Annotated in this window: 27 protein-coding genes and 1 pseudogene; 9 read left to right on the top strand and 19 right to left on the bottom strand. The window is 70.5% G+C overall.

Annotation, left to right across the window (positions count from 1 at the left end):
* Window positions 1–48: 48 nt before the first annotated feature.
* Window positions 49–1,293, bottom strand: a complete 1,245-nt coding sequence (locus AB0Q90_RS16940) for a GNAT family N-acetyltransferase (protein WP_363161361.1) — start codon at window positions 1,291–1,293, stop codon at window positions 49–51.
* A 61-nt stretch (window positions 1,294–1,354) separates the two neighbouring features.
* Window positions 1,355–1,969, bottom strand: a complete 615-nt coding sequence (locus tag AB0Q90_RS16935; RefSeq protein WP_363161362.1) for an aerial mycelium formation protein — start codon at window positions 1,967–1,969, stop codon at window positions 1,355–1,357.
* A 146-nt stretch (window positions 1,970–2,115) separates the two neighbouring features.
* On the opposite strand from AB0Q90_RS16935, the gene dtd reads away from it, so the two are divergent.
* A complete protein-coding gene (dtd, locus tag AB0Q90_RS16930) occupies window positions 2,116–2,553 on the top strand; it encodes a D-aminoacyl-tRNA deacylase (protein WP_363161363.1) in 438 nt (145 codons plus the stop codon).
* Window positions 2,554–2,567: 14 nt separating this feature from the next.
* On the opposite strand, the gene AB0Q90_RS16925 is transcribed toward dtd, so the two are convergent.
* The 6 genes from AB0Q90_RS16925 to AB0Q90_RS16900 all read right to left on the bottom strand — a co-directional run bounded on the left by AB0Q90_RS16925 (window position 2,568) and on the right by AB0Q90_RS16900 (window position 7,583).
* Window positions 2,568–3,533, bottom strand: a complete 966-nt coding sequence (locus tag AB0Q90_RS16925) for a folate-binding protein (protein ID WP_363161364.1) — start codon at window positions 3,531–3,533, stop codon at window positions 2,568–2,570.
* Window positions 3,534–3,543: 10 nt separating this feature from the next.
* On the bottom strand, window positions 3,544–3,981 hold the full coding sequence (locus tag AB0Q90_RS16920) for a transcriptional repressor (protein ID WP_363161365.1): 438 nt from the start codon (window positions 3,979–3,981) through the stop codon (window positions 3,544–3,546).
* A 16-nt stretch (window positions 3,982–3,997) separates the two neighbouring features.
* The gene (locus AB0Q90_RS16915; protein WP_363161366.1) at window positions 3,998–4,573 is read right to left on the bottom strand and encodes an FABP family protein; all 576 of its coding nucleotides are present in this window, start codon (window positions 4,571–4,573) and stop codon (window positions 3,998–4,000) included.
* A gap of 204 nt (window positions 4,574–4,777) precedes the next feature.
* A complete protein-coding gene (locus tag AB0Q90_RS16910; protein WP_363161367.1) occupies window positions 4,778–5,611 on the bottom strand; it encodes a hypothetical protein in 834 nt (277 codons plus the stop codon).
* A complete protein-coding gene (locus tag AB0Q90_RS16905) occupies window positions 5,608–6,792 on the bottom strand; it encodes a hypothetical protein (protein ID WP_363161368.1) in 1,185 nt (394 codons plus the stop codon). Before AB0Q90_RS16905 ends, AB0Q90_RS16910 begins: the two co-directional genes overlap by 4 nt.
* Window positions 6,789–7,583 (bottom strand): hypothetical protein, encoded by a 795-nt coding sequence (locus tag AB0Q90_RS16900; RefSeq protein WP_363161369.1) that lies wholly within the window; start codon window positions 7,581–7,583, stop codon window positions 6,789–6,791. Before AB0Q90_RS16900 ends, AB0Q90_RS16905 begins: the two co-directional genes overlap by 4 nt.
* A 101-nt stretch (window positions 7,584–7,684) precedes the next feature.
* Here AB0Q90_RS16900 and AB0Q90_RS16895 point away from each other — a divergent pair, with 101 nt between their 5' ends.
* The gene (locus AB0Q90_RS16895; RefSeq protein WP_363161370.1) at window positions 7,685–8,047 is read left to right on the top strand and encodes a DsrE family protein; all 363 of its coding nucleotides are present in this window, start codon (window positions 7,685–7,687) and stop codon (window positions 8,045–8,047) included.
* Here the strand turns inward: AB0Q90_RS16895 and AB0Q90_RS16890 are convergent.
* From AB0Q90_RS16890 to AB0Q90_RS16850, 9 genes are all read right to left on the bottom strand, one after another.
* A complete protein-coding gene (locus AB0Q90_RS16890) occupies window positions 8,041–8,421 on the bottom strand; it encodes a VOC family protein (protein ID WP_363161371.1) in 381 nt (126 codons plus the stop codon). The genes AB0Q90_RS16895 and AB0Q90_RS16890 overlap by 7 nt on opposite strands.
* Before the next feature lie 10 nt (window positions 8,422–8,431).
* Window positions 8,432–8,692, bottom strand: a complete 261-nt coding sequence (locus AB0Q90_RS16885) for a DUF3099 domain-containing protein (protein WP_363161372.1) — start codon at window positions 8,690–8,692, stop codon at window positions 8,432–8,434.
* A 92-nt stretch (window positions 8,693–8,784) separates the two neighbouring features.
* Complete coding sequence (locus AB0Q90_RS16880) at window positions 8,785–9,072, bottom strand: DUF1416 domain-containing protein (protein WP_003991226.1); 288 nt, start codon at window positions 9,070–9,072, stop codon at window positions 8,785–8,787.
* A 33-nt stretch (window positions 9,073–9,105) separates the two neighbouring features.
* The gene (locus tag AB0Q90_RS16875; protein ID WP_363161373.1) at window positions 9,106–9,951 is read right to left on the bottom strand and encodes a sulfurtransferase; all 846 of its coding nucleotides are present in this window, start codon (window positions 9,949–9,951) and stop codon (window positions 9,106–9,108) included.
* 125 nt (window positions 9,952–10,076) lie between these two features.
* Window positions 10,077–10,157, bottom strand: a complete 81-nt coding sequence (locus AB0Q90_RS16870) for an Ms5788A family Cys-rich leader peptide (RefSeq protein ID WP_350751515.1) — start codon at window positions 10,155–10,157, stop codon at window positions 10,077–10,079.
* Between the two features lie 220 nt (window positions 10,158–10,377).
* Window positions 10,378–11,115, bottom strand: coding sequence for a DUF2993 domain-containing protein (locus AB0Q90_RS16865; protein ID WP_363161374.1), 738 nt, complete (start codon window positions 11,113–11,115; stop codon window positions 10,378–10,380).
* Between the two features lie 323 nt (window positions 11,116–11,438).
* Window positions 11,439–12,524 carry a hypothetical protein gene (locus AB0Q90_RS16860; protein WP_363161375.1) on the bottom strand — a complete coding sequence of 362 codons (1,086 nt, stop codon included), beginning with the start codon at window positions 12,522–12,524 and terminating at the stop codon, window positions 11,439–11,441.
* 3 nt (window positions 12,525–12,527) lie between these two features.
* A complete protein-coding gene (locus AB0Q90_RS16855; protein WP_188289428.1) occupies window positions 12,528–12,782 on the bottom strand; it encodes a MoaD/ThiS family protein in 255 nt (84 codons plus the stop codon).
* Window positions 12,783–12,819: 37 nt separating this feature from the next.
* Window positions 12,820–13,692 (bottom strand): alpha/beta fold hydrolase, encoded by an 873-nt coding sequence (locus AB0Q90_RS16850; RefSeq protein ID WP_363161376.1) that lies wholly within the window; start codon window positions 13,690–13,692, stop codon window positions 12,820–12,822.
* A 195-nt stretch (window positions 13,693–13,887) separates the two neighbouring features.
* Between AB0Q90_RS16850 and AB0Q90_RS16845 the strand changes: the two genes are divergently transcribed.
* The 7 genes from AB0Q90_RS16845 to AB0Q90_RS16815 all read left to right on the top strand — a co-directional run bounded on the left by AB0Q90_RS16845 (window position 13,888) and on the right by AB0Q90_RS16815 (window position 21,630).
* A complete protein-coding gene (locus AB0Q90_RS16845) occupies window positions 13,888–14,667 on the top strand; it encodes a response regulator transcription factor (RefSeq protein WP_363161377.1) in 780 nt (259 codons plus the stop codon).
* An 85-nt stretch (window positions 14,668–14,752) separates the two neighbouring features.
* The gene (locus AB0Q90_RS16840; RefSeq protein ID WP_363161378.1) at window positions 14,753–15,778 is read left to right on the top strand and encodes a LacI family DNA-binding transcriptional regulator; all 1,026 of its coding nucleotides are present in this window, start codon (window positions 14,753–14,755) and stop codon (window positions 15,776–15,778) included.
* A 209-nt stretch (window positions 15,779–15,987) separates the two neighbouring features.
* On the top strand, window positions 15,988–17,013 hold the full coding sequence (locus AB0Q90_RS16835) for a trypsin-like peptidase domain-containing protein (RefSeq protein WP_363161379.1): 1,026 nt from the start codon (window positions 15,988–15,990) through the stop codon (window positions 17,011–17,013).
* A gap of 19 nt (window positions 17,014–17,032) precedes the next feature.
* Window positions 17,033–17,200, top strand: coding sequence for a hypothetical protein (locus AB0Q90_RS16830; protein ID WP_363161380.1), 168 nt, complete (start codon window positions 17,033–17,035; stop codon window positions 17,198–17,200).
* A gap of 83 nt (window positions 17,201–17,283) precedes the next feature.
* The gene (locus AB0Q90_RS16825; RefSeq protein ID WP_363161381.1) at window positions 17,284–18,018 is read left to right on the top strand and encodes a response regulator transcription factor; all 735 of its coding nucleotides are present in this window, start codon (window positions 17,284–17,286) and stop codon (window positions 18,016–18,018) included.
* Window positions 18,015–19,469, top strand: a complete 1,455-nt coding sequence (locus tag AB0Q90_RS16820) for a HAMP domain-containing sensor histidine kinase (protein WP_363161382.1) — start codon at window positions 18,015–18,017, stop codon at window positions 19,467–19,469. Before AB0Q90_RS16825 ends, AB0Q90_RS16820 begins: the two co-directional genes overlap by 4 nt.
* Window positions 19,470–19,551: 82 nt before the next feature.
* A complete protein-coding gene (locus AB0Q90_RS16815) occupies window positions 19,552–21,630 on the top strand; it encodes a pectinesterase family protein (protein WP_363161383.1) in 2,079 nt (692 codons plus the stop codon).
* A 5-nt stretch (window positions 21,631–21,635) separates the two neighbouring features.
* Here AB0Q90_RS16815 and AB0Q90_RS16810 read toward each other — a convergent pair whose 3' ends face one another.
* The gene (locus tag AB0Q90_RS16810; RefSeq protein ID WP_363161384.1) at window positions 21,636–22,289 is read right to left on the bottom strand and encodes a hypothetical protein; all 654 of its coding nucleotides are present in this window, start codon (window positions 22,287–22,289) and stop codon (window positions 21,636–21,638) included.
* Between the two features lie 59 nt (window positions 22,290–22,348).
* Window positions 22,349–22,837 (bottom strand): annotated as a pseudogene (locus AB0Q90_RS16805) (ATP-binding cassette domain-containing protein); the annotation flags it as partial.
* Between the last annotated feature and the right edge of the window lie 198 nt (window positions 22,838–23,035).

Raw genomic sequence — 23,035 nt, 5'->3', positions numbered from 1 at the left:
CGCTACGGATGAGTACGGAGGACCAGGCCTGTCACCGACAGGAAGGGGCTAGAACAGGTCCGGGCACCAAGGCCGCCTGGACGTACGCAGCAGGGCGTCGGCCACCCGGGCGGCGCCCGCTCGTTCTTCCCGCACGCGGCCGAGCGCGGCCAGCCGTACGGCGGACTCGTCGCCGAGCCACAGCGTGGCCAGGTCGGAGAGGGTGAGGGCGAGATCGGCGCCGTCGGTGGTGGTCGCACAGCTCCCGGCGCCGTCCGCGCCCGCCTCGACCCGGTACCGCCCGCCGCCGTCCACCACATCGAGCACCAGCGACCCCGCGCTCTCGTACGTCCGCGCCTCCATGGCCCCTACGACGTCGAGGATCCGCACCCACATCCAGTCGGCCTGGGTGGTGAGCCGGGCGGCGCGCGGATCGGGGAAGAAGTGCGGCAGCAGATCGTCGGGCGCCCGCCACCCGGTCTTGACGGTGGTGATCCAGTCGATGGAACACAGATAGCGCCACAGGGCGCGTTCGGCCGCCGGAGTCACCCCGATCAGCCACTTCACCTTCGCCGTGTTCAGCGGCTGCTTGCCGTCGCCCCAGTGGTCGTCCGCCGTGTAGGCCACCATGCCCTCGACCTCGCCGGCGGCCGAGCGGTACACGGCGTAGTGGGGCTCGGCGAAGGCGTGGAAGAACTGGACGGTGCCGGTGGCCACCTGCCACCACAGGTCGTCGCGGCTGACCGCGCCGGGCTGGGCACGGCGCAGCCGCTCATGCAGTTCGGGCCCGAGTTTGCGTACGTCGGGGACGTCCACGAGGTCGATACGGCCGCCGTCCTCGGGGCCCGACCAGCGGGGGTCGAGGCCGGTGCGGGGGACGTCGATCGTCCACTCGGCCATGGTGGTGGCGGGGCCGAAGCCGTAACGGCCGTAGATCGGGTACTCGGCGGCGATGAGCGTGGCGACGGCGTCACCGCGCTCCCTGGCGGCCGTGAGGTCCCGCTCCATCATCCGGCCGAGCAGGCCGCGGCGGCGGTGGGTGGGCGAGACGGTGACGTTCGTGATCGCGTCGGACCGGACGGCGGCGCCGCCGACGGCGGTGAGCTGCTGGTCGAAGGAGCGGAAGGTGCCGACACAGCGGTCACCGTCGAAGGCGCCGAGCAGGCGGCCGGGGACGAACCAGGGTTCGCGGGCGGCGAGTTGCTCCGCCGTGAGGCTCGGTTCGCGCAGGAAGCCGGTGTTCACGGCGCGGTGCCAGCCGGGGAGCTCGGTCTCGGTGATCGGGCGGATGTCGATGTCAGCGCGGCGGGTCATGGCCTCACGGTAGGCGGGCGCGGATGGACTGTCGTGCCGTTTTCTCCGCGCCCCCTCGCCCTCAGACGAGCAGATCGTCGACCTGCGCCTCTCCCTCCCGGTAGCGGCGCGCGATCTCCGCGCTGCAGTCGTCGGTGGTGCGCTGCAGCCGCTGGCGCCGGCGGGAGACCTGCTGCTCGTAGCGGACGAGCCGGCCCATCGCCTCGGTCAGCTCCGGGTCCGTACGCGCCCCCAGGTCCGACAGTTCGACCTCGGCGAGCATCTCCGCCGCCAGCAGCCGGTACTCCTCGCTGTGCGGCGTCCCGAGCGTCACATGGCGGGCGGAGGAACGGTACCGGGCCGGTGCGTCCCGCAGGATCTCCGGGAGCCGCTCGACGACGGACGCCGCGCCCAGCGGCGAACGGCGGGCCAGCTCGGCCCGCAGGATGTCGATACGGCCCTGGAGCAGCCGTCGTACATAACTGAGGTCGGCCTCGTCGCGCTGTGCGTCCCGGCGCAGGGTGCGCAGCTCGGGCAGGCTCAGCACGGTCAGGTCGTGCTCGGGCGGATCCGCGGGCAGCCGCGGGCCGCCCACCTCCGTGGCGCTGCGCTGCACGGGCGGCCGGAGACGGCCCCGGTCTCCCGTGCGGGTCAGCGAGACAGCCCCGGGCGGCTGCCCGGTACTCGGTGTGCTCATGTGCCTCTACCGTCCCCTCGACCGGCGTGTGGAAGCATCGTGCCACCCCAAGTGGCCGCTATGTGACCGAGTGCCCCCGATCGGCCCCAGATGGGGGGTTAAGGATCAAATAGAGGTCCGGAAAAGCGGTACGGCATCATGTCCGCATGCGTGCAGTAGTACAGAGGGTGGACGGCGCGAGCGTCGTCGTGGACGGGGAACACGGTCCGGAGACAGTCGGGGCGATCGAGGGCGAGGGCCTGTGCGTCCTGGTCGGCGTCACCCACGAGGACACCAAGGAGAAGGCGGCCCAACTGGCCCGCAAACTCTGGTCGATCCGCATGCTGAGCGACGAGCGGTCGTGCAGCGACATCGACGCCCCGCTCCTGGTCATCAGCCAGTTCACCCTCTACGGCGACGCCCGCAAGGGCCGCCGCCCCACCTGGAACGCAGCCGCCCCCGGCGACATCGCCGAGCCCCTCGTCGACGAGGTCGTCTCCCAACTCCGCACCCTGGGCGCAACGGTGGCAACGGGCCGCTTCGGAGCGAAGATGCGGGTGTCCCTGACGAACGACGGCCCGTTCACCGTGCTGCTGGAGATCTAGGTTCCGCTGGAGATCTAGGGCTGAACGACGACTTCCTGCGCCGCCGCCGTCTCCCCCGCCATCAGCGGGGCGTCCAGTGGGACGTTGCGCTTGACCAGGGCCAGGGCGATCGGGCCCAGTTCGTGGTGGCGTGCGGAGGTGGTGATGAAGCCGATCTTGCGGCCGTCGGGGTCCTCGTCGGCGAGGCGGAGCTGGGTGCCGGCGGCGGGGAGGTGGACCTCGCTGCCGTCGAGGTGGAGGAAGACCAGGCGGCGCGGGGGCTTGCCCAGGTTCTGGACGCGGGCGACCGTCTCCTGGCCGCGGTAGCAGCCCTTCTGGAGGTGGACCGCGGTGCCGATCCAGCCCAGCTCGTGCGGGATGGTGCGGTGGTCGGTCTCGAAGCCGAGGCGCGGGCGGTGGTGCTCGACGCGCAGGGCCTCGTAGGCGAGGATCCCGGCCGGCGGGCCGGCCTTCTCGGCGTACGACTCCAGGTCGGCGCGGGGGATGAAGAGGTCGCGGCCGTGCGCGGTCTCGCGGACCACGGCGTCCTCGGGGACCTCGGCGATCGAGCCGGCCGGCAGGTGCACGACCGCGCGGTCGGCGGTCCGGTCGGCAACCTCGACCCGGTAGAAGAACTTCATCGACTCCAGGTAGGCGATCAGCGCCTCCTGAGTGCCGGGCTCCACATGGGCCCAGACCGTCGAGCCGTCGTCCACCAGGTACAGCGCGTGCTCGATATGACCGTGCGCCGAGAGGATCAGCGCCTCGGTGGCCTGGCCGGCCGGCAGGTCGCTGACGTGCTGGGTGAGCAGCAGGTGCAGCCAGCTGAGGCGGTCCTCGCCGGTGACGGCGACGACCCCGCGGTGCGAGAGATCGACGAATCCGGTGCCGTCGGCAAGGGCGCGCTGCTCGCGGAACAGATCGCCGTAGTGGGCGGCGACGCCTTCGTCCACGCCCTCGGCGGGGACGGCGCCGGGCAGGGTCAGCAGGGGGCTCTTCATAGCGCTAAGCCTACGACTCGGTAGTTGAAGTCTTCAGCGAGCACTCCTTGCACCGGCCGAAGATCGCGAAGTGCTTCATGTCGGTGTCGAACCCGAAGCTCTCCCGCAGCTTGGCCGTGAAGTCCGCGGCCACGGAGACATCCGCCTCGATGACGTTCGTACAGTCCCGGCAGACGAGGTGGATGTGGTGATGCCGGTCCGCGAGGTGGTACGTCGGCGCCCCGTGCCCCAGATGCGCGTGGCTGACCAGACCGAGCTCCTCCAGGAGCTCCAGGGTCCGGTAGACCGTGGAAATGTTGACCCCCGACGCCGTCCTGCGCACTTCGGCGAGGATGTCGTCGGGGGTCGCATGCTCAAGGGTGTCCACGGCTTCGAGCACGAGTTGCCGCTGCGGCGTCAGCCGGTAGCCGCGCTGCCTGAGGTCGCTCTTCCAGTCGGTGCTCACCACACCGACGAGTGTAGAACTACTTGAAGAAGGCGATCCCGTCGTCCGGCATGTCGTCGGGCAGGGCCTTGGCCCAGCGCTCGACGTCCTCCGGGGTGACGACCTTCTTCAGATGCGCGGACATGTACGGGCGCAGCTCGACCTCGGGGGTCTGCTTCTCGCCGACCCACATCAGGTCGCTCTTGACGTAGCCGTAGAGCCGCTTGCCACCGCTGTACGGTCCGGAGGCGGCGGTACGCGCCACGGCGTCCGTCACCAGGTCGATCTGCGGCTTCTTGGCGGCCATCTCGCCGTACCAGATCTCCACGACGCCGTCGTGGCGGACCATGGTCACCTCGACCTTGCGGTCGGCGTCGATGCGCCAGAAGCCGTGTTCGGACTCCAGGGCCCTGACCTTGTTCCCGTCGTTGTCCAGCACCCAGGTGTGGGACTGGTACTCCAGGAAGTCCCGGCCGTCGTGCGTGAAGCTGACCTCCTGGCCGAAGTTGCACTTCTCGTCACCGGGGAAGTCGTGCACGCCCGCGCCCGCCCAGTTGCCGAGCAGGAAGGCGAGGGGGACGAGGTCCTTGTGGAGGTCGGACGGAATCTCGATCATGAGCGGCAGTTTTCCTTGATACGGGTCAGCGCTGGCCCTGGTACAGCTTCTTCACGGTCAGCCCGGCGAAGGCGAGGACGCCGACGCAGACCAGGACCAGCAGGGCTGAGAAGAAGATCTCCACGGGGTGCTCCTTGATGAGCGGGGCGGGTACACGGGCCGGGCCCCAGCTTACGCGGCCGGGGCCCGCACCACGTGCCGAGGTCAGCCGAGCAGCTGGCTCTGCAGCACGACCGTCTGCTGGAAGGGCACGGTGAGCGCTTCGCCCTTGCGGGACTGGACGATCACGGCGAGGACGTCACCGGCGGAGAGGTAGGCCTGGCGGACGTGCTGGGCGCCGTAGGGCTTGGCCTCCACGAACACCGCCCTCTCGACGTTCGCGGGCTTGGGGATGTCGTCGATGGCCTCGTCGAGCTCGGAGATCGCGGCGCCGCGCACACCGTAGGCCGGGACGCCGTAGGGGGCGAAGGTGCCGTAGAGCACCGCGTCGACGACCTCGGCGGTACTGAAACGCAGCAGGTAGACGCGGGTCCGGGTGCCGTCCTGGGTGGTCCAGCCGCGGGCGGCGATGTGCCGCAGACCGTTCTCGACGAACTCCTGCCGCAGGATGTCGCGGTCCGCCTTCGCGGGGAACTCCGCCAGGAAGTCCTTCGTCGCCAGCCAGCCGTCGTCACCGCGCAGGGCCCGGTCCTCGGTCGCGCCCTCGGGCGCGGGCAGGACGAGGGCGCGCAGGTCGGCGTGGTGGGTGCCGGCCACGTTCGACGCGGCAAACGGCCCGGGGCTGCCCGACGGCAGCGGCGGCTTGGTGAGCACCGGGTAGTCCCAGCGCCCGTCCGACGCGGTCGCCAGACCCGGTACGTCCGTCCGCTCCATCCGGGTGATCCCGTACGCCGCCGACGCCCCGACCGCCGCGAAGACGGTGACGGCGGCGGTCCAGCGCAGTACGGCACGCAGGACCCGGCGGTCCTTGGGCGCCGGGGCCGGGGTCTCCGGGTGGTCCAGGACCGCGACGGGCGTCTGCTGCTCGTCCACGCTCATACCGCCTTCCCCGGCTCGGTGATCCGGTCGAGCTGCTCGGTGAACAGCATGGCGACCTCCTTGGCAAGCGGGCCGACACCGTAGGCGCTGGCGGTGATCAGGACGTTGCCCTCGTAGGCGGAGCAGAACAGGTAGTCCAGGTCCTCGCCCTCCCCCTCCGGGGACAGGTAGCACCGGGCGTTCTTGTGGCCCTTGATCTTCGGACCGTCACGGAAGACGTCGAAGGCGTCGAAGAGCTCGGTCCGGAACGTAGCGGTGTCGCGGACGGCGTCTCGGTTCTCCATCTGGGCCAGCACGAAGTTGACGGCGACATCGCCCTCGTAGTCACTGACATAGCTGCGTATCGCCATGCCGGTGATCCGCTGCTTGTCGATCTGCTTCTCCAGCTCTTGCCGCTGGGGGCGGGGCAGCTCGCGCAGCGACTGCTTCTCCAGGGCGGTGGCCCGGCCGCCGCTGAGCTCCGCGTCGGAGCCGAACTCGCCTACGTCCGGCCCCCTGGTCCAGCCGTCGGTGCCGTACGGCACGAGCATGCCGGCGAGCCCGGAGGCGGCTGCCCCCTTCGCCTCGCCGGACTTGTCGGCGGGGAGCTTCCAGACGGGGGCGCCCGCGTCCCGGTCGGCGTCCCGCACGGTGACGACGGTGTAGCCGACCCCGGCGACGAGGGCCCCGGCCAGCAGGAGCGACCCGGCGACGGCGGCGATACGGCCGCGGCGGCGGGGCTTGTGAGCGGGCGGGCCGGGCGGGACTTCGGTCTGGTCGTCGGCCCCGGCCTCGGCCCCGGCCTCGGTCTGGGTCCCGCCCTGGCCGTCGGCCGCCTCGGCCTGGTCCTCGACGCCGGCCCGGGTCTCGCCCTGGCCCTCAGCCCCGGTCTGGGTCCCGGTCCCAGTCTTGGTCCGGGTCCCGCCTTGACCCTCAACCTCGGTCTGGGTCCCGCCCTGGCCGTCGGCCGCCTCGGCCTGGTCCTCGACGCCGGCCCGGGTCTCGCCCTGGCCCTCGACCTCGGTCTGGGTCCCGGTCCCAGTCTTGGTCCGGGTCTCGCCCTGAGTCTCGGTCTCGGTCTGGTCCTCGGCCTGGGTCCCGGTCCCGGCCTGGGTCCCGCCCTGGCCCTCGGCCCCGGTTCCGGTTCCGGCCCCGGTCCCGGCCCCGGTCTGGTTCTCGGCCCCGGTCTCGATCTCGCTCACAGCCGCTCCATCTGCCGCTCGGCCAGGCCCAGGATCGTCTTCTTGGCGACCGGCTCGGCGCCGCTGACCCAGATCTCCAGCACGATGTCGTCACGCCAGGCGTAGGCCTCCGCGAAGTACCGCGGCTCGTAGCCCGGCTCGACCTCGGGGCGAGTGTGGACGTAGGCCTGACCGTTGCCGGTGCCGGGGATGCCCCAGCTGTCGACGCCCTCCTCGGACACGGTCATGCCCCGCTCGTCGCTGTCGTGGGTCGCCCAGAACTGGGAGTTCTTGGCCCGGCTCGCGGCCCCGAGGTTCCTCTCCTGCCGGTACTGCGTGAGCCGGATCTCCACGGTGTAGCCGTCGGTCTTCCAGCCGGTGGACGCGGAGCGGCGGAACCCGTCGCGGACCAGCAGGCCGAACGCGTCCCCCGCGTCCTCGTAGGTGCGGGCGTAGTCGGCCAGGTCCACCCAGCCGTCGTCGCCTCCGTACCCGGGCAGCCAGTCGACCTCCCCCGCCCCGGCCGGCTTCTTCAGCAGCAGCTTGCGCAGGTCGCCGTCGGTGGCGACCCTGCGGTCGCGCGAGGCCGGCAGCGGCTCGGGCCCCTCGCCCTCCGCCTGCTTCAGCGCCGGCTGGGACAGCGACGGCAGCTTCGTCGGCTCGCGGTCGGCCTGGACGACGTAGCCGACGCAGGTACCGGCCACCAGGCCGAGCACGGCGGCGCCGGTGAGCAGCAGCGCCGTACGGCCGCGGCGGCGCGGCGGCCGTACGGGCTCGGGCGCCGCCACTTCGGGCACTTCGGGTACTTCCACAACGCCCCCCACAGAGCATGAAGCGCCCATTCCGTATGCGCGCGCACAGGAGACCCATGGCCAACGCTCTTGGTTGCAGGGGAGTTGATTACGATTCAGTCATGGCGAAGAAGCTCGTGATCAAGGTGACGGCCGGGGCGGACGCCCCCGAGCGCTGCTCGCAGGCGTTCACGGTGGCCGCGGTGGCCGTGGCCAGTGGTGTCGAGGTGTCCCTGTGGCTGACCGGCGAGTCCGCCTGGTTCGCCCTCCCGGGCCGCGCCGCCGAGTTCGAACTCCCCCACGCCGCCCCGCTGCCCGACCTGCTCGACGCGATCCTGGCCGGCGGCCGGCTCACCCTGTGCACCCAGTGCGCGGCCCGCCGCGACATCACGGAGAAGGACGTCATCGAGGGCGTCCGCATCGCGGGCGCCCAGGTCTTCGTCCAGGAGTCCCTGGCGGACGAGACGCAGGCGCTCGTCTACTGAGACGCGTCCGTCCACAGGCAGAACGGATGGCCCGCCGGGTCGAACAGCACCCGTACGTCGTCCTGCGGCTGGTACTCGGCGAGCCGCGCCCCTTCGGCCATGGCCCGCGCCGTCTCGCTCTCCAGGTCGTCGACCTCGATGTCCAGGTGCAGCATCATCTGCTGGTCGCCGGGTTTCCGGGCGGGCCAGACGGGCGGCACGTACTCGGGCTCGGTCTGGAAGGCCAGGCCGGTGCCTCCGCCGGGCGGGCCGATGAGCACCCAGTCACGCTCCTGGGCACGCACGACGTACCCGAGCAGGCGCAGATAGAAGTCGGCGAGCGCACGCGCGTCAGGCGCGTCCAGCACCACGGTGGAGAGCCTCGTAGCCGCCATAGGTGTCTTCCTACTGCCGTCGCCTCTTGCCGTCCAGTTCGTCCCACCACTCGTCGGACTTCGGGTCGCCGGACGGGTCGTCCCACCAGCGGTCGTCGGGGCCCCGGCGGTTGGCGACCATCGCGGCGAGCGGCGGGATGAGCATCGCGACCACGCACATGCCGACGGCGACCGGCACGGACCACAGACGCACGACGCCCCAGGCCAGGACGAAGAGCGTGAGGCACGTCCCCATCATGGCGAAGTAGATATGACGCCGCCGTGCGTACATGTGTCCAGCGTAGGCCGGGCATGGCTGAAGGGCCGCACCCCTGGCGTCCAACCCGGAGGGTGCGGCCCTTCAGCCGTTCATGAGGTGCCGTGTCAGACGGCGATCGCGACCTCCGCCAGGCCGCCCTGCTGGGCGACGACGGTGCGGTCCGCGGTGGCGCCGGGGACGAGCGCCCGGACGGTCCAGGTGCCCTCGGCCGCGTAGAAGCGGAACTGGCCCGTGGCGGAGGTGGGGACCTCCGCGGTGAACTCGCCGGTCGAGTCCAGCAGGCGGACGTATCCGACCACCGGCTCGCCGTCCTTCGTCACCTGGCCCTGGATCGTGGTCTCACCGGGCTTGATCGTCGAGGCGTCGGGGCCGCCGGCCTTCGCTCCACACATGATGAATCTCCTGAGGTCTTGAAGGTCGGGGGCTTACTTGTTGGCGCCGAGCTCGATCGGCACGCCGACGAGGGAGCCGTACTCGGTCCAGGAGCCGTCGTAGTTCTTGACGTTCTCCACGCCCAGCAGCTCGTGCAGGACGAACCAGGTCAGCGCGGAGCGCTCGCCGATGCGGCAGTAGGCGATGGTGTCCTTGGCCAGGTCGACCTGCTCGTCGGCGTAGAGCTCCTTGAGCGCGTCGTCCGACTTGAAGGTGCCGTCGTCGTTGGCGTTCTTCGACCACGGGATGTTGCGGGCGGTCGGGACGTGACCCGGGCGCTGCGACTGCTCCTGCGGCAGGTGGGCCGGGGCGAGCAGCTTGCCGGAGAACTCGTCGGGCGAGCGGACGTCGACGAGGTTCTGCGAGCCGATGGCCGCCACGACCTCGTCGCGGAAGGCGCGGATGGAGGTGTCCTGCGCCTTGGCCTTGTACTCGGTCGCCGGGCGCTCCGGGACCTCCGTGCCGTCGACCAGCTCGCGGGCGTCCAGCTCCCACTTCTTGCGGCCGCCGTCGAGGAGCTTGACGTTCTCGTGGCCGTAGAGCTTGAAGTACCAGTAGGCGTAGGACGCGAACCAGTTGTTGTTGCCGCCGTACAGGATCACCAGCGTGTCGTTGGCGATGCCCTTCGCCGACAGGAGCTTCTCGAAGCTCTCCTGGTCGATGAAGTCGCGGCGGACCGGGTCCTGCAGGTCCTTGGTCCAGTCGATGCGGATCGCGTTCTTGATGTGGTTCTTCTCGTAGGCGGACGTGTCCTCGTCCACCTCCACGATCGCGATGTTGCTGTCGTCCAGGTTGTCCTGGACCCAGTCGGCGTCGACCAGGACGTCGCTGCGGCTCATGCTCGTTCTCCTCCGGGGCAGTTGCGGCGAGGTGTGCAAGTGAGAGGTCGGCGCGGTCCGGCTGCGGACGGCGCACGGATGCCCAGGGCAGGGCAGCGGGGAGTGCGAGAGTCGGTGCTCTTCGCTCAGAAGGGGCGACAGAGCATGGCGGCGACGCGGCACAGGTCTACTGCCCGCCGCTTCGTGAGATCCGCCTGTCGCTTCATGTTGTCGATCGTAGGGATGGACAGGCGGGCGTGTCACCGGGGTGTCGCATTCTGAGACGCGATCGTCCGCGATGTGGGAATGGATCGGCGTCAGGGCCGTCCCCGCACGGCTTTCGGGCCGGTGTTTCCGTCGTCACATCTACGGTGCGGACGGCGGCGTCTCGTCTTTCGGACACCCGGTGTCCATCCGGGTGTCGGGCGGCCGTGGCCGACTGCCGTACTACCCCGCGAGCCGGACGTTCGAACCCTGCACGGTGATCTCGACACCGTTCCTCGCGGCCTCGACCTTGTCCAGCTGGATGCCGCCGGGGAGCCCGTCGATCTGCTGCTCGAAGTCGGTGATGTCGCGGGCCCGGGACTCGGCGATCTCGACACCGCCGAAGGTGGGCAGCGAGTCGGCGTGCACCTTGACCGTGTCGCCCTCGGCCGTCACCGAGCTGAGCACGTACACCGGGTTGGGCAGCTTCACTCCGAGGACGGTGGCCTCGACGGCGACCCTGATCCTGCCGTCGCCGCCGTCGGAGAGGCCCACGACGCTGGCGGTGACGCCCGGACCGACCTCCGTGGGCTCGGACTTGGCGGTCTTGAGCAGCTCGGCGTAGGTGATGGAGGCGGTGCCGGTGGCGGTGGCCGCGGTGGCGGAGCTGTAGTCGCCGGAGAACTCGACGCCCTTCATGTTCGCCTTGAGCCCGTCGATGCGGATCGTCTCGCCGTCGGTGCCCGCGGTGGCCTCGTAGTCCTCTATGCCGACCTCGACGTCGTCCAGCTCGCCGCTGACGACCTGGGTGAGGAAGGGGAAGCCCTTGATGGACACGTCGGGGGTGGCCGCGAGGTTCTCCGTCGTCTTCAGCCGGTCCGCCGCCTCGTCCTCGGCGAAGCCGACGGCGAGACGGTCGGCGAGCACGAAGAGGGCGCCGAGGACGGCGACGACGATCAGAGTTGTCCGCAGTGCGCGCATGTCCGGTGTTCCCCCACCTAGGCGGCCACTGACGACCGGGTGGCCGCCTTCGGGGAGCGTAACCCTGCGGTGTGCGGGGGCCGGGGAATTGTCGATCACCTGTGACAGGGGGGTGCGCTCGCCCCCTGCTGGCTAGGCACCGTGCGTTGGGGTGCCGTGGGGGTGGGTCGCGCAGCCCGGCGCTACGGGGTGCCGCCTCTCTTTGGCAGCGGGGCCGCCCCAGGCGGCACGCATGCCCGCAGGATCAGCGGCTTCATCGGCACCGCCTGCTCGGGCGGGCGCCGGCCCAGGCCGGACGCGTGCCCGCGGGCTGCGTAGGCCTGCTACCCCAGCGCCCGCCCCAGCACGTACACCGCCGGTGCCGCCGCCGCGAGGGGCAGGGCCACGCCTGCTGTGAAGTGGACGAACCTCGACGGGTAGTCGTAGCCGGCGACCCGGTGGCCGATCAGGGCGCACACCGCCGCGCCCGCGCCGAGCAGGGCGCCGTTCGTGCCCAGGTCCGTCATTCCGCCGACCGCGATGCCCGCGCCCGCCGCAGCGAGCAGGGAGACGACCACGGAGGCCGGCGTCGGCAGGGGCAGCGCGCGGGCGAGGACGGCGACCGCGACCGCCGCCGCGCCCACGGTCACCGCGTCCGCGTCGGCCGCGAGGTGGCCCGCCGCCACGATGGCCAGCGCCGCCGAGGCGACCGTGGCCATCAGGCCGTACATGCGCTCGTCGGGGTCGGCGTGGGAGCGGAGCTGGAGGACGAGGGTGAGCAGGACCCAGACGCCCAGGGTGCCGAGGATCGCCGAGGGCGCGCGGTCGGCCGCCAGCAGCGCCACGTCCGCCGTCAGCGCGCCCGCGAACGCCAGCGCGATGCCCTGCCGGGCCGGCCACATGCCGTTCAGCCGGAACCAGCCGGCCGCGGTGACGGCCTGGAGGACGACCAGCGGGACGAGCAGGGCGTACGTGCCGACCGCCGCCGTCCCGGACAGCAGCAGCCCCAGCAGCGCCGTGAGCGCGGCCGGCTGCATGCCGGGTTCGATGATCGGGGAACGCCCTTCGAGCCGGGCGCGCTGGGCGTCGGTGACACGGGCGTTGCCGCCGAGGGTGGCGGGGCCGTAGTCATCGGAAGCAGGGGGTTCAGGGGCCGGCGGCGCGTAGGCGCCCGCGTCGTACCCCTGCGGCGGCAGATACGCCGTGTCCGCGGCCGTCGCGACCGGCGCCTGCATCTGCGTCTCCCAGGTCTGCCCCTGCCACTGCTGGGTGTACTGCTGGGCGGCCTGCGGGTCCTCGTACGGCTGCTGCTGCCCGGGCCAGGCCTGCTGCGCCGGGTACTGCTGCTGGTACGGGTCGTACCCCTCGTACCCCTGCTGGTACTGCTGGTACTGCTGGCCTTCATACGGCTCGTACGGCTGGTTCGTCATCGCTCACCCTCCTGCGAACGGCGGGAGCACCTCGACCGTGCCGCCGTCGGCCAGCCGTACCGTCTCATGTCCGCGGGTGCCCACGGGGTCACCGTCGATGAGGAAGGAGCATCGCTGCAGGACGCGCGTCAGTTCCCCGGGGTGTCGCTCGCGCACCGCGGCGAGCGCGTCGGCGAGCGTGGCCGCGTCGTACGGCTCCTCGGCGACCCCGGCCGCGGCCTTCGCGGCGGCCCAGTAGCGCACCGTGACCTTTGCCATCTGGATCCTCAATCGATTGACGGTGAACACCGCCAGGCTAGCCCGCCCGGGCCCCGGCCCAGTCCCCGATACGGGCCAGCAGGTCGTCGGCCGCCGCGTGCTCGGCATGGCCCATGCCGGGCTCCAGCCAGAGCTCGCCGTGCTCGCCCGCGGCGGCGGCCAGCATGTTCGGGTGGTCGACGGGGAAGTAGCCGTCGCGGTCGCCGTGCACGATCAGCAGCGGCGTCGGGGCGATCCGCGGCACGGCCTCCACCGGGGACAGCGGAACCGGGTCCCACTCCCGGTGGTGGATACGGGTACGGAGTCCGTAGCGGCCCACCAGCCGGCCCTCGGGGCGCGTTACCAGCCAGTGGAGCCGGCGCATAGGGGCCGTACCCCGGTAGTACCAGCGGGCGGGGGCACTCACCGAAACCACCGCGTCCGAATGCGCATCCGTGCGCCCTTCACGCCCCGGAACGTGCGGGGCGTACAGCGCCGCGTGCCGGAGCACCACCGAGCCGCCCATGGAGAAGCCGACGGTCGCCACGCGCGCGTGCCCGAGCTCGCGCGCCCAGGCCACCGCGGCGGCCAGATCGAGCACCTCCCGGTCCCCCACCGTGGACCGCCCGCCCGACCGGCCGTGGCCCCGGAAGGAGAACGTGACCACGGCCCCGTACTGCGCGAACGCCGTCGCGATCCGCCGTACGTGCGGCCGGTCGACATCACCCGTGAAACCGTGCGCGATCACGAACACCAGGTCACCGGGAGGTGGCGCTCCGGCGTCGTATACGGCCGCACCCGGGTCGTATACGGAATCGATCGTCACCCCGTCGTCCGTGCACAGAAACGTCCGGATAGGGGTACGTCTGTGCGTCTCAGAGTTCGGAACAGCCGTCGAACGCGTCGCATGACCTGCCGGACCAGTCCTCATGTGGGCTATTCTGCTGGGCAGAGGACTCGGGCAGTGAAGCCCCCGGGTCCTTTTGTGCTTTCGGAAGCGTTGTATACGACGCGGGAAACCGCAGGTGTACAGGGCCCGGAGCGCAGAGCAGACACGCAGTACCGCAGTGCCGCTACGCCGCTGTGCCGCAAACGTCCTCGCAGGGACCGAGGAGGAACCAGACGTATGAGTTCGCTGCTGCTCCTGACCAATGCCCTCCAGCCGTCGACGGAGGTACTCCCGGCCCTCGGCCTGCTCCTGCACAACGTGCGAGTGGCACCGGCGGAAGGCCCCGCCCTCGTCGACACCCCCGGTGCCGACGTCATCCTCATCGACGGCCGCCGCGATCTGCCGCAGGTGCGCAGCCTGTGCCAGCTGCTGCGCTCCACCGGACCCGGCTGTCCGCTCATCCTCGTCGTCACCGAGGGCGGCCTCGCCGCCGTCACCGCCGACTGGGGCATCGACGACGTTCTCCTCGACACCGCCGGCCCCGCCGAGGTCGAGGCGCGCCTGCGCCTGGCCATGGGCCGCCAGCAGATCGTCAACGACGACTCCCCGATGGAGATCCGCAACGGCGACCTGTCGGTGGACGAGGCGACCTACTCCGCCAAGCTCAAGGGCCGGGTCCTGGACCTGACCTTCAAGGAGTTCGAGCTCCTGAAGTACCTCGCCCAGCACCCGGGCCGCGTCTTCACCCGCGCCCAGCTGCTGCAGGAGGTCTGGGGCTACGACTACTTCGGCGGTACCCGCACCGTCGACGTGCACGTACGACGGCTGCGCGCCAAGCTCGGCCCCGAGCACGAGTCGCTGATCGGAACCGTCCGGAACGTCGGTTATCGATTCGTTACTCCCGAGAAGGGCGACCGTTCCTCCGACGAGGCGAGGGCCAAGGCGAACCCGCCAAAGCCGGAAGATGCGGACGAGACGGCCGCTCTGGACGCCACCGAGGTCAGCGCGGACGCCTAGGCGATCACAGGACTCGCCCAGACGGGGCACAGGGAAGCTCCCGTACGCCCTGCCCAGAGCGGGTCCATCCGCGTAGACTCCGCGCGTGGCCAAGGTGACTCGGGATGATGTGGCGCGGCTGGCAGGGACCTCCACTGCCGTCGTCAGCTATGTCATCAACAACGGACCCCGGCCGGTCGCCCCGGCCACGCGCGAGCGTGTCCTCGCCGCGATCAAGGAACTGGGGTACCGGCCGGACCGGGTCGCCCAGGCGATGGCGTCGCGGCGCACGGACCTCATAGGCCTGATCATCCCGGACGCCCGTCAGCCCTTCTTCGGCGAGATGGCGCACGCGGTCGAACAGGCCGCCTCCGAGCGCGGAAAGATGGTCCTCGTCGGCAACACCGACTACATCGGTGAGCGCGAGGTCCACTATCTGAGAGCCTTTCTCGGCATGCGGGTCTCCGGGCTGATCCTCGTCAGCCACGCCCTGAACGACCTCGCCGCCGCGGAGATCGAGGCGTGGGACGCGCGCGTGGTGCTGCTGCACGAGCGCCCCGAGGCGATCGACGACGTCGCCGTCGTCACGGACGACCTGGGCGGCGCGCAGCTCGCGGTGCGGCATCTGCTGGAGCACGGCTACGAGTACGTGGCCTGTATGGGCGGTACGGCCGAGACCCCCTCGGTCGGCGACCCGGTCTCCGACCACGTCGAGGGCTGGCGGCGCGCGATGGACGAGGCCGGGCTCCCCACCGAGGGGCGGCTCTTCGAGGCGCCGTACAACCGGTACGACGCGTACCGGATAGCGCTCGACATTCTCGCCGGGCCCCGGCGTCCCCCGGCGATCTTCTGCTCCACCGACGACCAGGCCATCGGTGTGCTGCGCGCGGCGCGTGAGCTGCGGATCGACGTTCCCGGTGAGCTGGCGGTGGCGGGGTTCGACGACATCAAGGAGGCGGCGCTGGCGGATCCGCCGCTGACCACGATCGCGAGCGATCGGTCTGCCATGGCTCGGGCCGCGGTTGATCTGGTGCTGGATGACGGGTTGCGGGTTGCCGGGTCGCGGCGGGAGCGGTTGAAGGTGTTTCCTTCGCGGCTTGTCAGCCGGCGGTCGTGCGGGTGCGCCCAGTAGCTCGGGTGGTTCTGTCGTTTCGCGGCTGACTGTTGCGTGTGGTTTCTCGCGCCGTTCCCCGCGCCCCTGTCGGGGCCCTTGTCTGAGCGTTCTCTGAGAGGTGTCCGCTTCTTTGCGAGAAGCGTCTTTATAACGGGCATACGAGGTTCTGCCGGGCTTCTCAGTAAGTGCTCAGGAAGCTCTCATGGTCGGGCGACATGCTCATTTCCATGACCGAGAGCTTCCGCCGCAGCGGCGAGTACGAGGACCCGTACCAGGGCCAGCAGCAGCAGTACGCCTCCTCCCCCGTGAACTCCGAGTGGCCTGCCCCGCCGGCGTACCAGCCCGCGGAGCCGGTCACCGTGGAGCCCGTGCCCGCCCCCGCCGCCCCGAAGAAGCGGACCCGGGGTCCCATCGCCCTCCTCGCCGCCGTCGCGATCGTCGCCGCGGCCGTGGGCGGCGGCACCGCGTACGCCGTCCAGGAGCTGACCGGCAGCGACACCGTCACCGCGAGCACCACCACCAGCGTGCTGCCCTCCAGCAAGAAGGGCGACATCGCGGCCATCGCCGAGACGGTCAGCCCGAGCATCGTCGAGATCAGCGCCACCTCCAGTTCCGGCGAGTCCACCGGTTCCGGCGTGATCATCACCAGTGACGGCGAGATCATCACCAACAACCACGTCATCTCCGGCGCCTCCTCGATCAAGGTGACGACCAGCGACGGCAAGGAGTACACCGCCGAGGTCGTCGGCACCGACAGCAGCAAGGACCTCGCGCTGATCAAGCTGGAGAACGCCTCCGGCCTGAAGGCGGCCAGCCTCGGGAACTCCGACGGTGTGCAGGTCGGCGACACGGTCGTGGCGATCGGCTCCCCCGAGGGCCTGACCGGCACCGTGACCAGCGGAATCGTCTCGGCGCTCGACCGCGATGTCACCGTCTCCACGGACGAGGGCCAGCAGCAACAGCAGCAGGGCGGTGGCGGCTGGCCGTTCGAGTTCGGCGGCCAGGAGTTCAACGGCGACACCGGCTCCTCCACGACGACGTACAAGGCGATCCAGACGGACGCGTCCTTGAACCCCGGCAACTCCGGCGGCGCGCTGATCGACATGAACGGCAACATCATCGGCATCAACTCCGCGATGTACTCGTCCGCTTCGACCTCCTCCGACGCCGGCAGCGTCGGCCTCGGCTTCGCCATCCCGGTCAACACCGTCAAGTCCGACCTCGCGACGCTGCGGTCGGGCTCGCAGAGCTGATCCCCTCAAGGAGTACGTCATGATCAAGCAGGTTTCCCGCACGGTGGCCGACACCGACCCGGCGAGCTTCGCGCTGGCCCTGGAGGTGGCGTACGAACTGCACGCGCCCGCGGCGAGGGCCCCGGAGCTGGCCACGGGCCGCACGACGCCCCGCCGCGCCCGCCGCCGTACGACGGCCCGCGCGTAACCGCTGCCCCACGCACCCGCGGGGAACATGCGAGGCTGAATGCATCGCCCCCCGTCCCTCCGCACCCGAGGAACCCGAAGCCCATGAGCCCCGCCGAAGGCGACCGTGACCCCCAGCGCATCCTCATCGTCGACGACGAGCCGGCCGTGCGCGAAGCACTCCAGCGCAGCCTCGCCTTCGAGGGATACGACACGGAGGTCGCCGTCGACGGCGCCGACGCCCTGGAGAAGGCCACGGCCTACCGGCCCGACCTGGTCGTCCTCGACATCCAGATGCCCCGCATGGACGGCCTGACCGCCGCGCGCCGCATCCGCGGGGCGGGCGACACCACCCCGATCCTGATGCTGACGGCCCGCGACACGGTCGGCGACCGCGTCACCGGCCTCGACGCGGGCGCCGACGACTACCTGGTCAAGCCGTTCGAGCTGGACGAGCTGTTCGCCCGGGTGCGGGCGTTGCTGCGCCGCAGCTCGTACAAGGCGGCGAACGCCTCTGCGGTCGAGGACGACGAGGCCCTCACCTTCGCCGACCTGCGCATGGACCTCGCCACGCGGGAGGTGACGCGGGGCGGGCGGCCGGTGGAGCTCACCCGTACCGAGTTCACGCTCCTGGAGATGTTCATGGCACACCCGCGTCAGGTGCTGACGCGCGAGCAGATCCTCAAGGCGGTCTGGGGCTTCGACTTCGAGCCGTCGTCGAATTCGCTGGACGTGTACGTGATGTACCTGCGGCGCAAGACCGAGGCTGGCGGCGAGCCGCGGCTCGTGCACACCGTGCGGGGCGTGGGGTATGTGCTGCGCCAGGGCGGCGCCGAGTGAGAAAGGTGCTACGGCGCTTCCGCGCGCTGCCGATTCGCTCGCGGCTGGCGTTGCTGGTGGCGGCGGCGGTGGCGTTCGCGGTGGCGGCGGTTTCGGTGACTTGCTGGTTCATTGTGCAGGGGAAGCTGTACGCGGAGCTGGACAACGACCTGGAGTCCAGCGTCCGTCAGTCACAGCCGGAGGCCGCGGTGGCCGCCGCCCTCAACACCTGCGCCCAGTCCCCCTCCGACGCGGTGCTCTTCGGACCGCGGTTCAAGGGCTACACCCAGCTCGTGCAGACGGACGGCACTGCCTGCCTGTTCGGCGGTTCCGAGGCTCTGGTGAAGGTCACCGACAGCGACAAGAAGGTCGCCGAGAACCCGCAGGTCAGCAGGGCGACGCTCCGCAACGGCACGGACAAGGACGGAAACCCGGTACGCGTGCTGACCACGGCCCTGGTCGTGGACGACGCCAACAGTCACTACGTCCTCAAGGACACCGCGCTGCTCATCGCCGTGCCCCTCAGCAGCACCAAGTCCACCCTCAACGAACTCGCCCTCATCCTCCTCCTCGTCTCCGGCATCGGAGTCCTGGGCGCAGGTGCCGCAGGCCTCGCGGTAGCCCGTGCCGGCCTCCGCCCCGTGGACAAGCTCACCGAGGCCGTCGAACACGTGGCCCGGACAGAGGACTTGAGCGTCCGTATCCCCGTGGAGGAGGACAGCGAGGACGAGATCGCGCGTCTCTCCCGTTCCTTCAACTCGATGACGTCCTCCCTGGCCAGCTCCCGCGAGCTCCAGCAGCAGCTCATCGCGGACGCCGGCCATGAACTCCGTACCCCCCTCACCTCCCTCCGCACGAACATCGAGCTGCTGACCCGCAGCGAGGAGACGGGCCGCCCGATCCCGGAGGCGGACCGCAAGGCGCTGATGGCCTCGGTGAAGGCGCAGATGACCGAACTGGCCGCCCTGATCGGCGACTTGCAGGAGCTGTCGCGCTCGGAGGGCCAGCGGGGCGAGCGCGTGCAGGTGGTGTCGTTGGAGGACACCGTCGAGTCCGCCCTGCGCCGCGCCCGCCTGCGCGGCCCGGAGCTGACGATCACGGCCGATCTCCAGCCCTGGTACGTACGGGCGGAACCGACGGCCCTGGAGCGCGCGGTGGTCAACATCCTCGACAACGCGGTGAAGTTCAGCCCCGAGGCAGGCACCATCGAGGTGTCCCTGGCCGCCGGCGTCCTCACCGTCCGCGACCACGGCCCCGGCATCCCCGCCGAGGAACTCCCCCACGTCTTCGACCGCTTCTGGCGCTCACCGTCGGCCCGCGCCCTCCCCGGCTCCGGCCTCGGCCTGTCCATCGTGGCCCGCACGGTCCAGCAGGCGGGCGGTGAGGTGTCGTTGGCCCGCGCGGAGGGCGGCGGCACGGTGGCGACCGTACGGCTGCCCGGGGCACCGGTGCCGCCGCCCGAGGTCCCCTAGGGCCTGACGGCAACCTTCCCGTCCCCCGCGGCAACTCCACGTCGACCCGCCCCGTACCGAACGGAACGAACGGAGCCGACACATGGAAACCCCCCACGCGCAGCACCCCAGCCGCAAGCCGCGCCACCGCAGAAGGCGTACGGCGGTGGCGGTCGGCCTGCCCCTCGCCCTGACCTCCGCCGGCGCGCTCGCCTACGGCACCGACCTCGGCGTCTTCGGCGAGGACGCCCAGCGCACCGCCTCCGCGGCCACCGCCCCCGCCTGGGCCTCCGCCACCGCGGACGGCTTCGCCTCCGTCAACGCGCTGGGCCAGAACGGCACTTACGGCGGCCGCGACGGGAAGACGGTGACGGTGAAGTCGCTTGCCGACCTGGAGAAGTACGCGACCGCGCCCGAGCCGTACGTCATAGTCGTCGCCGCAACCATCACCATGAACCCGGTCGGCAAGGAGATCAAGGTCGCGAGTGACAAGACGATCGTCGGCTCCGGGACCTCCGGACAGATCGTCGGCGGCGGCTTCTTCCTCGGCACCGGCGTGCACAACGTGATCATCCGGAACCTCACCATCCGGGACTCGTACCAGGGCGTCTGGAACGACAAGGACCACGACTTCGACGCGATCCAGATGGACGGCGCCCACCACGTCTGGATCGACCACAACGACCTGCGGCACATGGCCGACGGCCTGATCGACGTCCGCAAGGACAGCACGAACATCACCGTCTCCTGGAACAAGCTGAGCCAGAACAACAAGACGTTCGGCATCGGCTGGACCGAGAACGTCGTCACCGACATCACGATCCACCACAACTGGTTCCGCGAGACCGAGCAGCGCAACCCGTCCACGGACAACGCGGCCCACGCGCACCTCTACAACAACTACCTGGAGGACACGGCGGGCACCGACATCAAGTCGTCGTACGGCAACTACTCGCGCGGCAGGACGAAGATGGTCCTGGAGAACTCCTACTTCCAGGGCTTCACCAATCCGGTGATCAAGGACAGTACGGCGGCGATCGTGCAGCGGGGCAACACCTTCGTCGGCACCAGCGGCCGCAACGAGAGCGGCGGTACGGCCTTCGACCCGAAGACGTACTACGCGTACACGCTGGACAGGACGGCGGATGTGCCGGCGCTGCTGAAGTCGGGGACAGGCCCGCGCAGTTCGATCGGCACGACCGCGACCACCCTGGCCGCCGCGGCCACCACCCTCACCGTCGCCAAGGACGGCAGTGGCCAGTACTCCACGGTCCAGGCCGCCGTGAACGCCGTACCGGCGAACAACCCCTCCCGGGTCGTCATCGCCGTCAAGCCGGGCACGTACCGCGAGACGGTCAAGGTCCCGGCCAACAAGCCGCACGTCACCATCCAGGGCACCGGCGGCAGCCGCAAGGACACGGTGATCGTCTACAACAACGCGTCGGGGACGCCGAAGCCGGTCGGCTCGGGCACGTACGGTACGGCGGGCAGCGCCACGGTCGCGGTGGAGGCGGACGACTTCCAGGCCCGCAACCTGACCATCACCAACGACTTCGACGAGGCGGCCAACCAGTCCCTCTCCGGCCACCAGGCGGTGGCCCTGCGCACGGCCGCCGACAAGGTCTACCTCGACTCGCTCATCGTCAACGGCGACCAGGACACCCTGCTCCTGGACACGGCGGCCAAGGAGAAGCTCGGCCGGGTCTACGTCAAGAACTCCTACATCACCGGCAACGTCGACTTCATCTTCGGCCGGGCCACGGCCGTGATCGACCAGTCGGTCATCACTCTGAAGAAGCGCTGGAACGGCACGTCGGCGGGGTACATCACCGCCCCCAGCACCCCGGCCGACCGCAAGGGCCTCCTGATCAACCGCTCGGCGGTCAACGGCGACGTATCGAACGCCAGCTTCTACCTCGGCCGCAACTGGCACGCCGGCGGCGACACCACCCTCCGCCCCCAGACCACGGTCCGCAACACCACCCTCAGCGCCGCCATCAAGTCCACCCCCTGGTCGGACATGGGCGGCTTCTCCTGGAAGAACGACCGCTTCGCCGAGTACCAGAACACCGGCGCGGGCGCGGGCTCCGCGAGCAGCGACCGCCCCCAACTGACCGACGCCCAGGCGGCGGACCAGGAGACGGCCGACTGGCTGGGGGACTGGACGCCTACGGCTTCCTGACGCCGTCAGCCGGTGATGGAGAAGAAGATCGTGTCCTGGGTGTACCAGTCGATGTTCTTCGTGGCGTACTCCCACTCGGTGTGCTCGAACTCCAGCTTCTCGATGATCTGTTGGAGGTCGTACCGGAAGCTCTCGTCCATCCGCTCCAGCACCGCACGGTAGGCGTCGGCAGCGGGCTTGGCCTTGGACAGGGGGAACATGCCGATGTGGGGGCCGTCCACGGGACAGGGAATGTGGAAGGGGATCTCCTCCGGCGGTCCGGCGAAGACGTGATCGTGCAGCAACAGTTCAGGACTCACGTCCAGGCGGCGCAATTCATCGTCGAGCAGCCCGAAGAAGGTGGACGGCTTGGAGTACACGCCGAGGTCGGAGGGGTCGGACGCGTTGCAGTCGATGATGTGCTGGAGGGCGCGGTAGTAGGCACCGGCGGCGTACTCCGCGTCCGCACTCGCGTGGCCGGCTATGAGGTGCTCCAGCGCCTCGGGGATGGCCAACCCCCAGTCAATGCCCTGGCGTTCGAGTTCGGCCTGGCTCCTCTGCGCCCTCTCTCGCATCATGCCGAGAACGCGCTGCTGGTCAGAGGAGAGCTTCCCGGCGGCCCCGAGGAACCCGAGGACGTCGGCCTTGTCAGCCGTGCTGTACGAGATGATCCGACTCATGATCACCATGCTGCCAGCCGCCACTGACAACCGACTCGGGAAGCAAGCGACTGCCGGGGTCAGGAACCCCGCCAGAAGACCAGTTCCACGATGATCTGGGGGTCTTCTGCGCGCGGCACGAAGGTGTAAGTGAGCCAGCCGTTCCCGTAGTCCAGGTAGAACACGTGAGCGACCGGGTGTCTCCCTGTCCCGGTTTGCGTCCGCTTCACCCGAGGGGGGGTGAGTACCGGCGTCGCCCCCGCCCCCGCCAGCCGGGCGTACGCCCCGCCCCGCGCCACCAGTTCCCCGTGCGTGCCCGCTTCGACCAGGCGGCCCTCCTCCACGACCACGATCCGATCCGCGTCCGGCGCCAGCGAAAGGTCGTGGGTGATCACGATCGTCGTGCGGCCCGCCATCAGGCGCCGCAGCGGCCGAACCACCTGCCGGGCCGCCACTGCGTCCAGGCCCGCCGTGGGTTCGTCCAGGATGAGGACGGGGGCGGCGCGGAGCATCGCGCGGGCGATGGCGATGCGTTGGAGCTGGCCGCCGGAGAGGGCTGCTGTGCCGGGGCGATGTGGGTGAGCGGCCAGAAACGGCGGAAGGCCTCGCGGACTTCGCGGCCGTCCGCTTCTTCTGCTGGCCGGGGGCGGCGGCGTTCTTGCAGTTCTTCTTGGCGGGGGTGACCTTCGGGAATTCCAGACCGGTCGGCGAGAACGGCGAAGGCGGTGGCGGCCAACAGGCCGACCACCGCCTTCGCCGCGAACGGC

This window comes from Streptomyces sp. NPDC079141 (assembly GCF_040686775.1).
Lineage (GTDB): Bacteria > Actinomycetota > Actinomycetes > Streptomycetales > Streptomycetaceae > Streptomyces.
Note: the sequence above shows the minus strand (reverse complement) of the source record. Positions and strands in the feature narration are given on the sequence as shown.

Coding starts and splice junctions, on each gene's coding strand:
- AB0Q90_RS16825 (WP_363161381.1), top strand. CDS start 17,284: ATGAGCCCCGCCGAAGGCGACCGTGACCCCCAGCGCATCCTCATCGTC.
- AB0Q90_RS16810 (WP_363161384.1), bottom strand. CDS start 22,289: ATGAGTCGGATCATCTCGTACAGCACGGCTGACAAGGCCGACGTCCTC.
- AB0Q90_RS16915 (WP_363161366.1), bottom strand. CDS start 4,573: ATGATCGAGATTCCGTCCGACCTCCACAAGGACCTCGTCCCCCTCGCC.
- AB0Q90_RS16890 (WP_363161371.1), bottom strand. CDS start 8,421: ATGGCGGCTACGAGGCTCTCCACCGTGGTGCTGGACGCGCCTGACGCG.
- AB0Q90_RS16940 (WP_363161361.1), bottom strand. CDS start 1,293: ATGACCCGCCGCGCTGACATCGACATCCGCCCGATCACCGAGACCGAG.
- AB0Q90_RS16865 (WP_363161374.1), bottom strand. CDS start 11,115: ATGCGCGCACTGCGGACAACTCTGATCGTCGTCGCCGTCCTCGGCGCC.
- AB0Q90_RS16855 (WP_188289428.1), bottom strand. CDS start 12,782: ATGGCAAAGGTCACGGTGCGCTACTGGGCCGCCGCGAAGGCCGCGGCC.
- AB0Q90_RS16885 (WP_363161372.1), bottom strand. CDS start 8,692: ATGTACGCACGGCGGCGTCATATCTACTTCGCCATGATGGGGACGTGC.
- AB0Q90_RS16830 (WP_363161380.1), top strand. CDS start 17,033: ATGATCAAGCAGGTTTCCCGCACGGTGGCCGACACCGACCCGGCGAGC.
- AB0Q90_RS16860 (WP_363161375.1), bottom strand. CDS start 12,524: ATGACGAACCAGCCGTACGAGCCGTATGAAGGCCAGCAGTACCAGCAG.
- dtd (WP_363161363.1), top strand. CDS start 2,116: ATGCGTGCAGTAGTACAGAGGGTGGACGGCGCGAGCGTCGTCGTGGAC.
- AB0Q90_RS16870 (WP_350751515.1), bottom strand. CDS start 10,157: ATGAAGCGACAGGCGGATCTCACGAAGCGGCGGGCAGTAGACCTGTGC.
- AB0Q90_RS16845 (WP_363161377.1), top strand. CDS start 13,888: ATGAGTTCGCTGCTGCTCCTGACCAATGCCCTCCAGCCGTCGACGGAG.
- AB0Q90_RS16880 (WP_003991226.1), bottom strand. CDS start 9,072: ATGTGTGGAGCGAAGGCCGGCGGCCCCGACGCCTCGACGATCAAGCCC.
- AB0Q90_RS16910 (WP_363161367.1), bottom strand. CDS start 5,611: ATGAGCGTGGACGAGCAGCAGACGCCCGTCGCGGTCCTGGACCACCCG.
- AB0Q90_RS16925 (WP_363161364.1), bottom strand. CDS start 3,533: ATGAAGAGCCCCCTGCTGACCCTGCCCGGCGCCGTCCCCGCCGAGGGC.
- AB0Q90_RS16875 (WP_363161373.1), bottom strand. CDS start 9,951: ATGAGCCGCAGCGACGTCCTGGTCGACGCCGACTGGGTCCAGGACAAC.
- AB0Q90_RS16895 (WP_363161370.1), top strand. CDS start 7,685: ATGGCGAAGAAGCTCGTGATCAAGGTGACGGCCGGGGCGGACGCCCCC.
- AB0Q90_RS16935 (WP_363161362.1), bottom strand. CDS start 1,969: ATGAGCACACCGAGTACCGGGCAGCCGCCCGGGGCTGTCTCGCTGACC.
- AB0Q90_RS16850 (WP_363161376.1), bottom strand. CDS start 13,692: ATGAGGACTGGTCCGGCAGGTCATGCGACGCGTTCGACGGCTGTTCCG.
- AB0Q90_RS16835 (WP_363161379.1), top strand. CDS start 15,988: ATGACCGAGAGCTTCCGCCGCAGCGGCGAGTACGAGGACCCGTACCAG.
- AB0Q90_RS16815 (WP_363161383.1), top strand. CDS start 19,552: ATGGAAACCCCCCACGCGCAGCACCCCAGCCGCAAGCCGCGCCACCGC.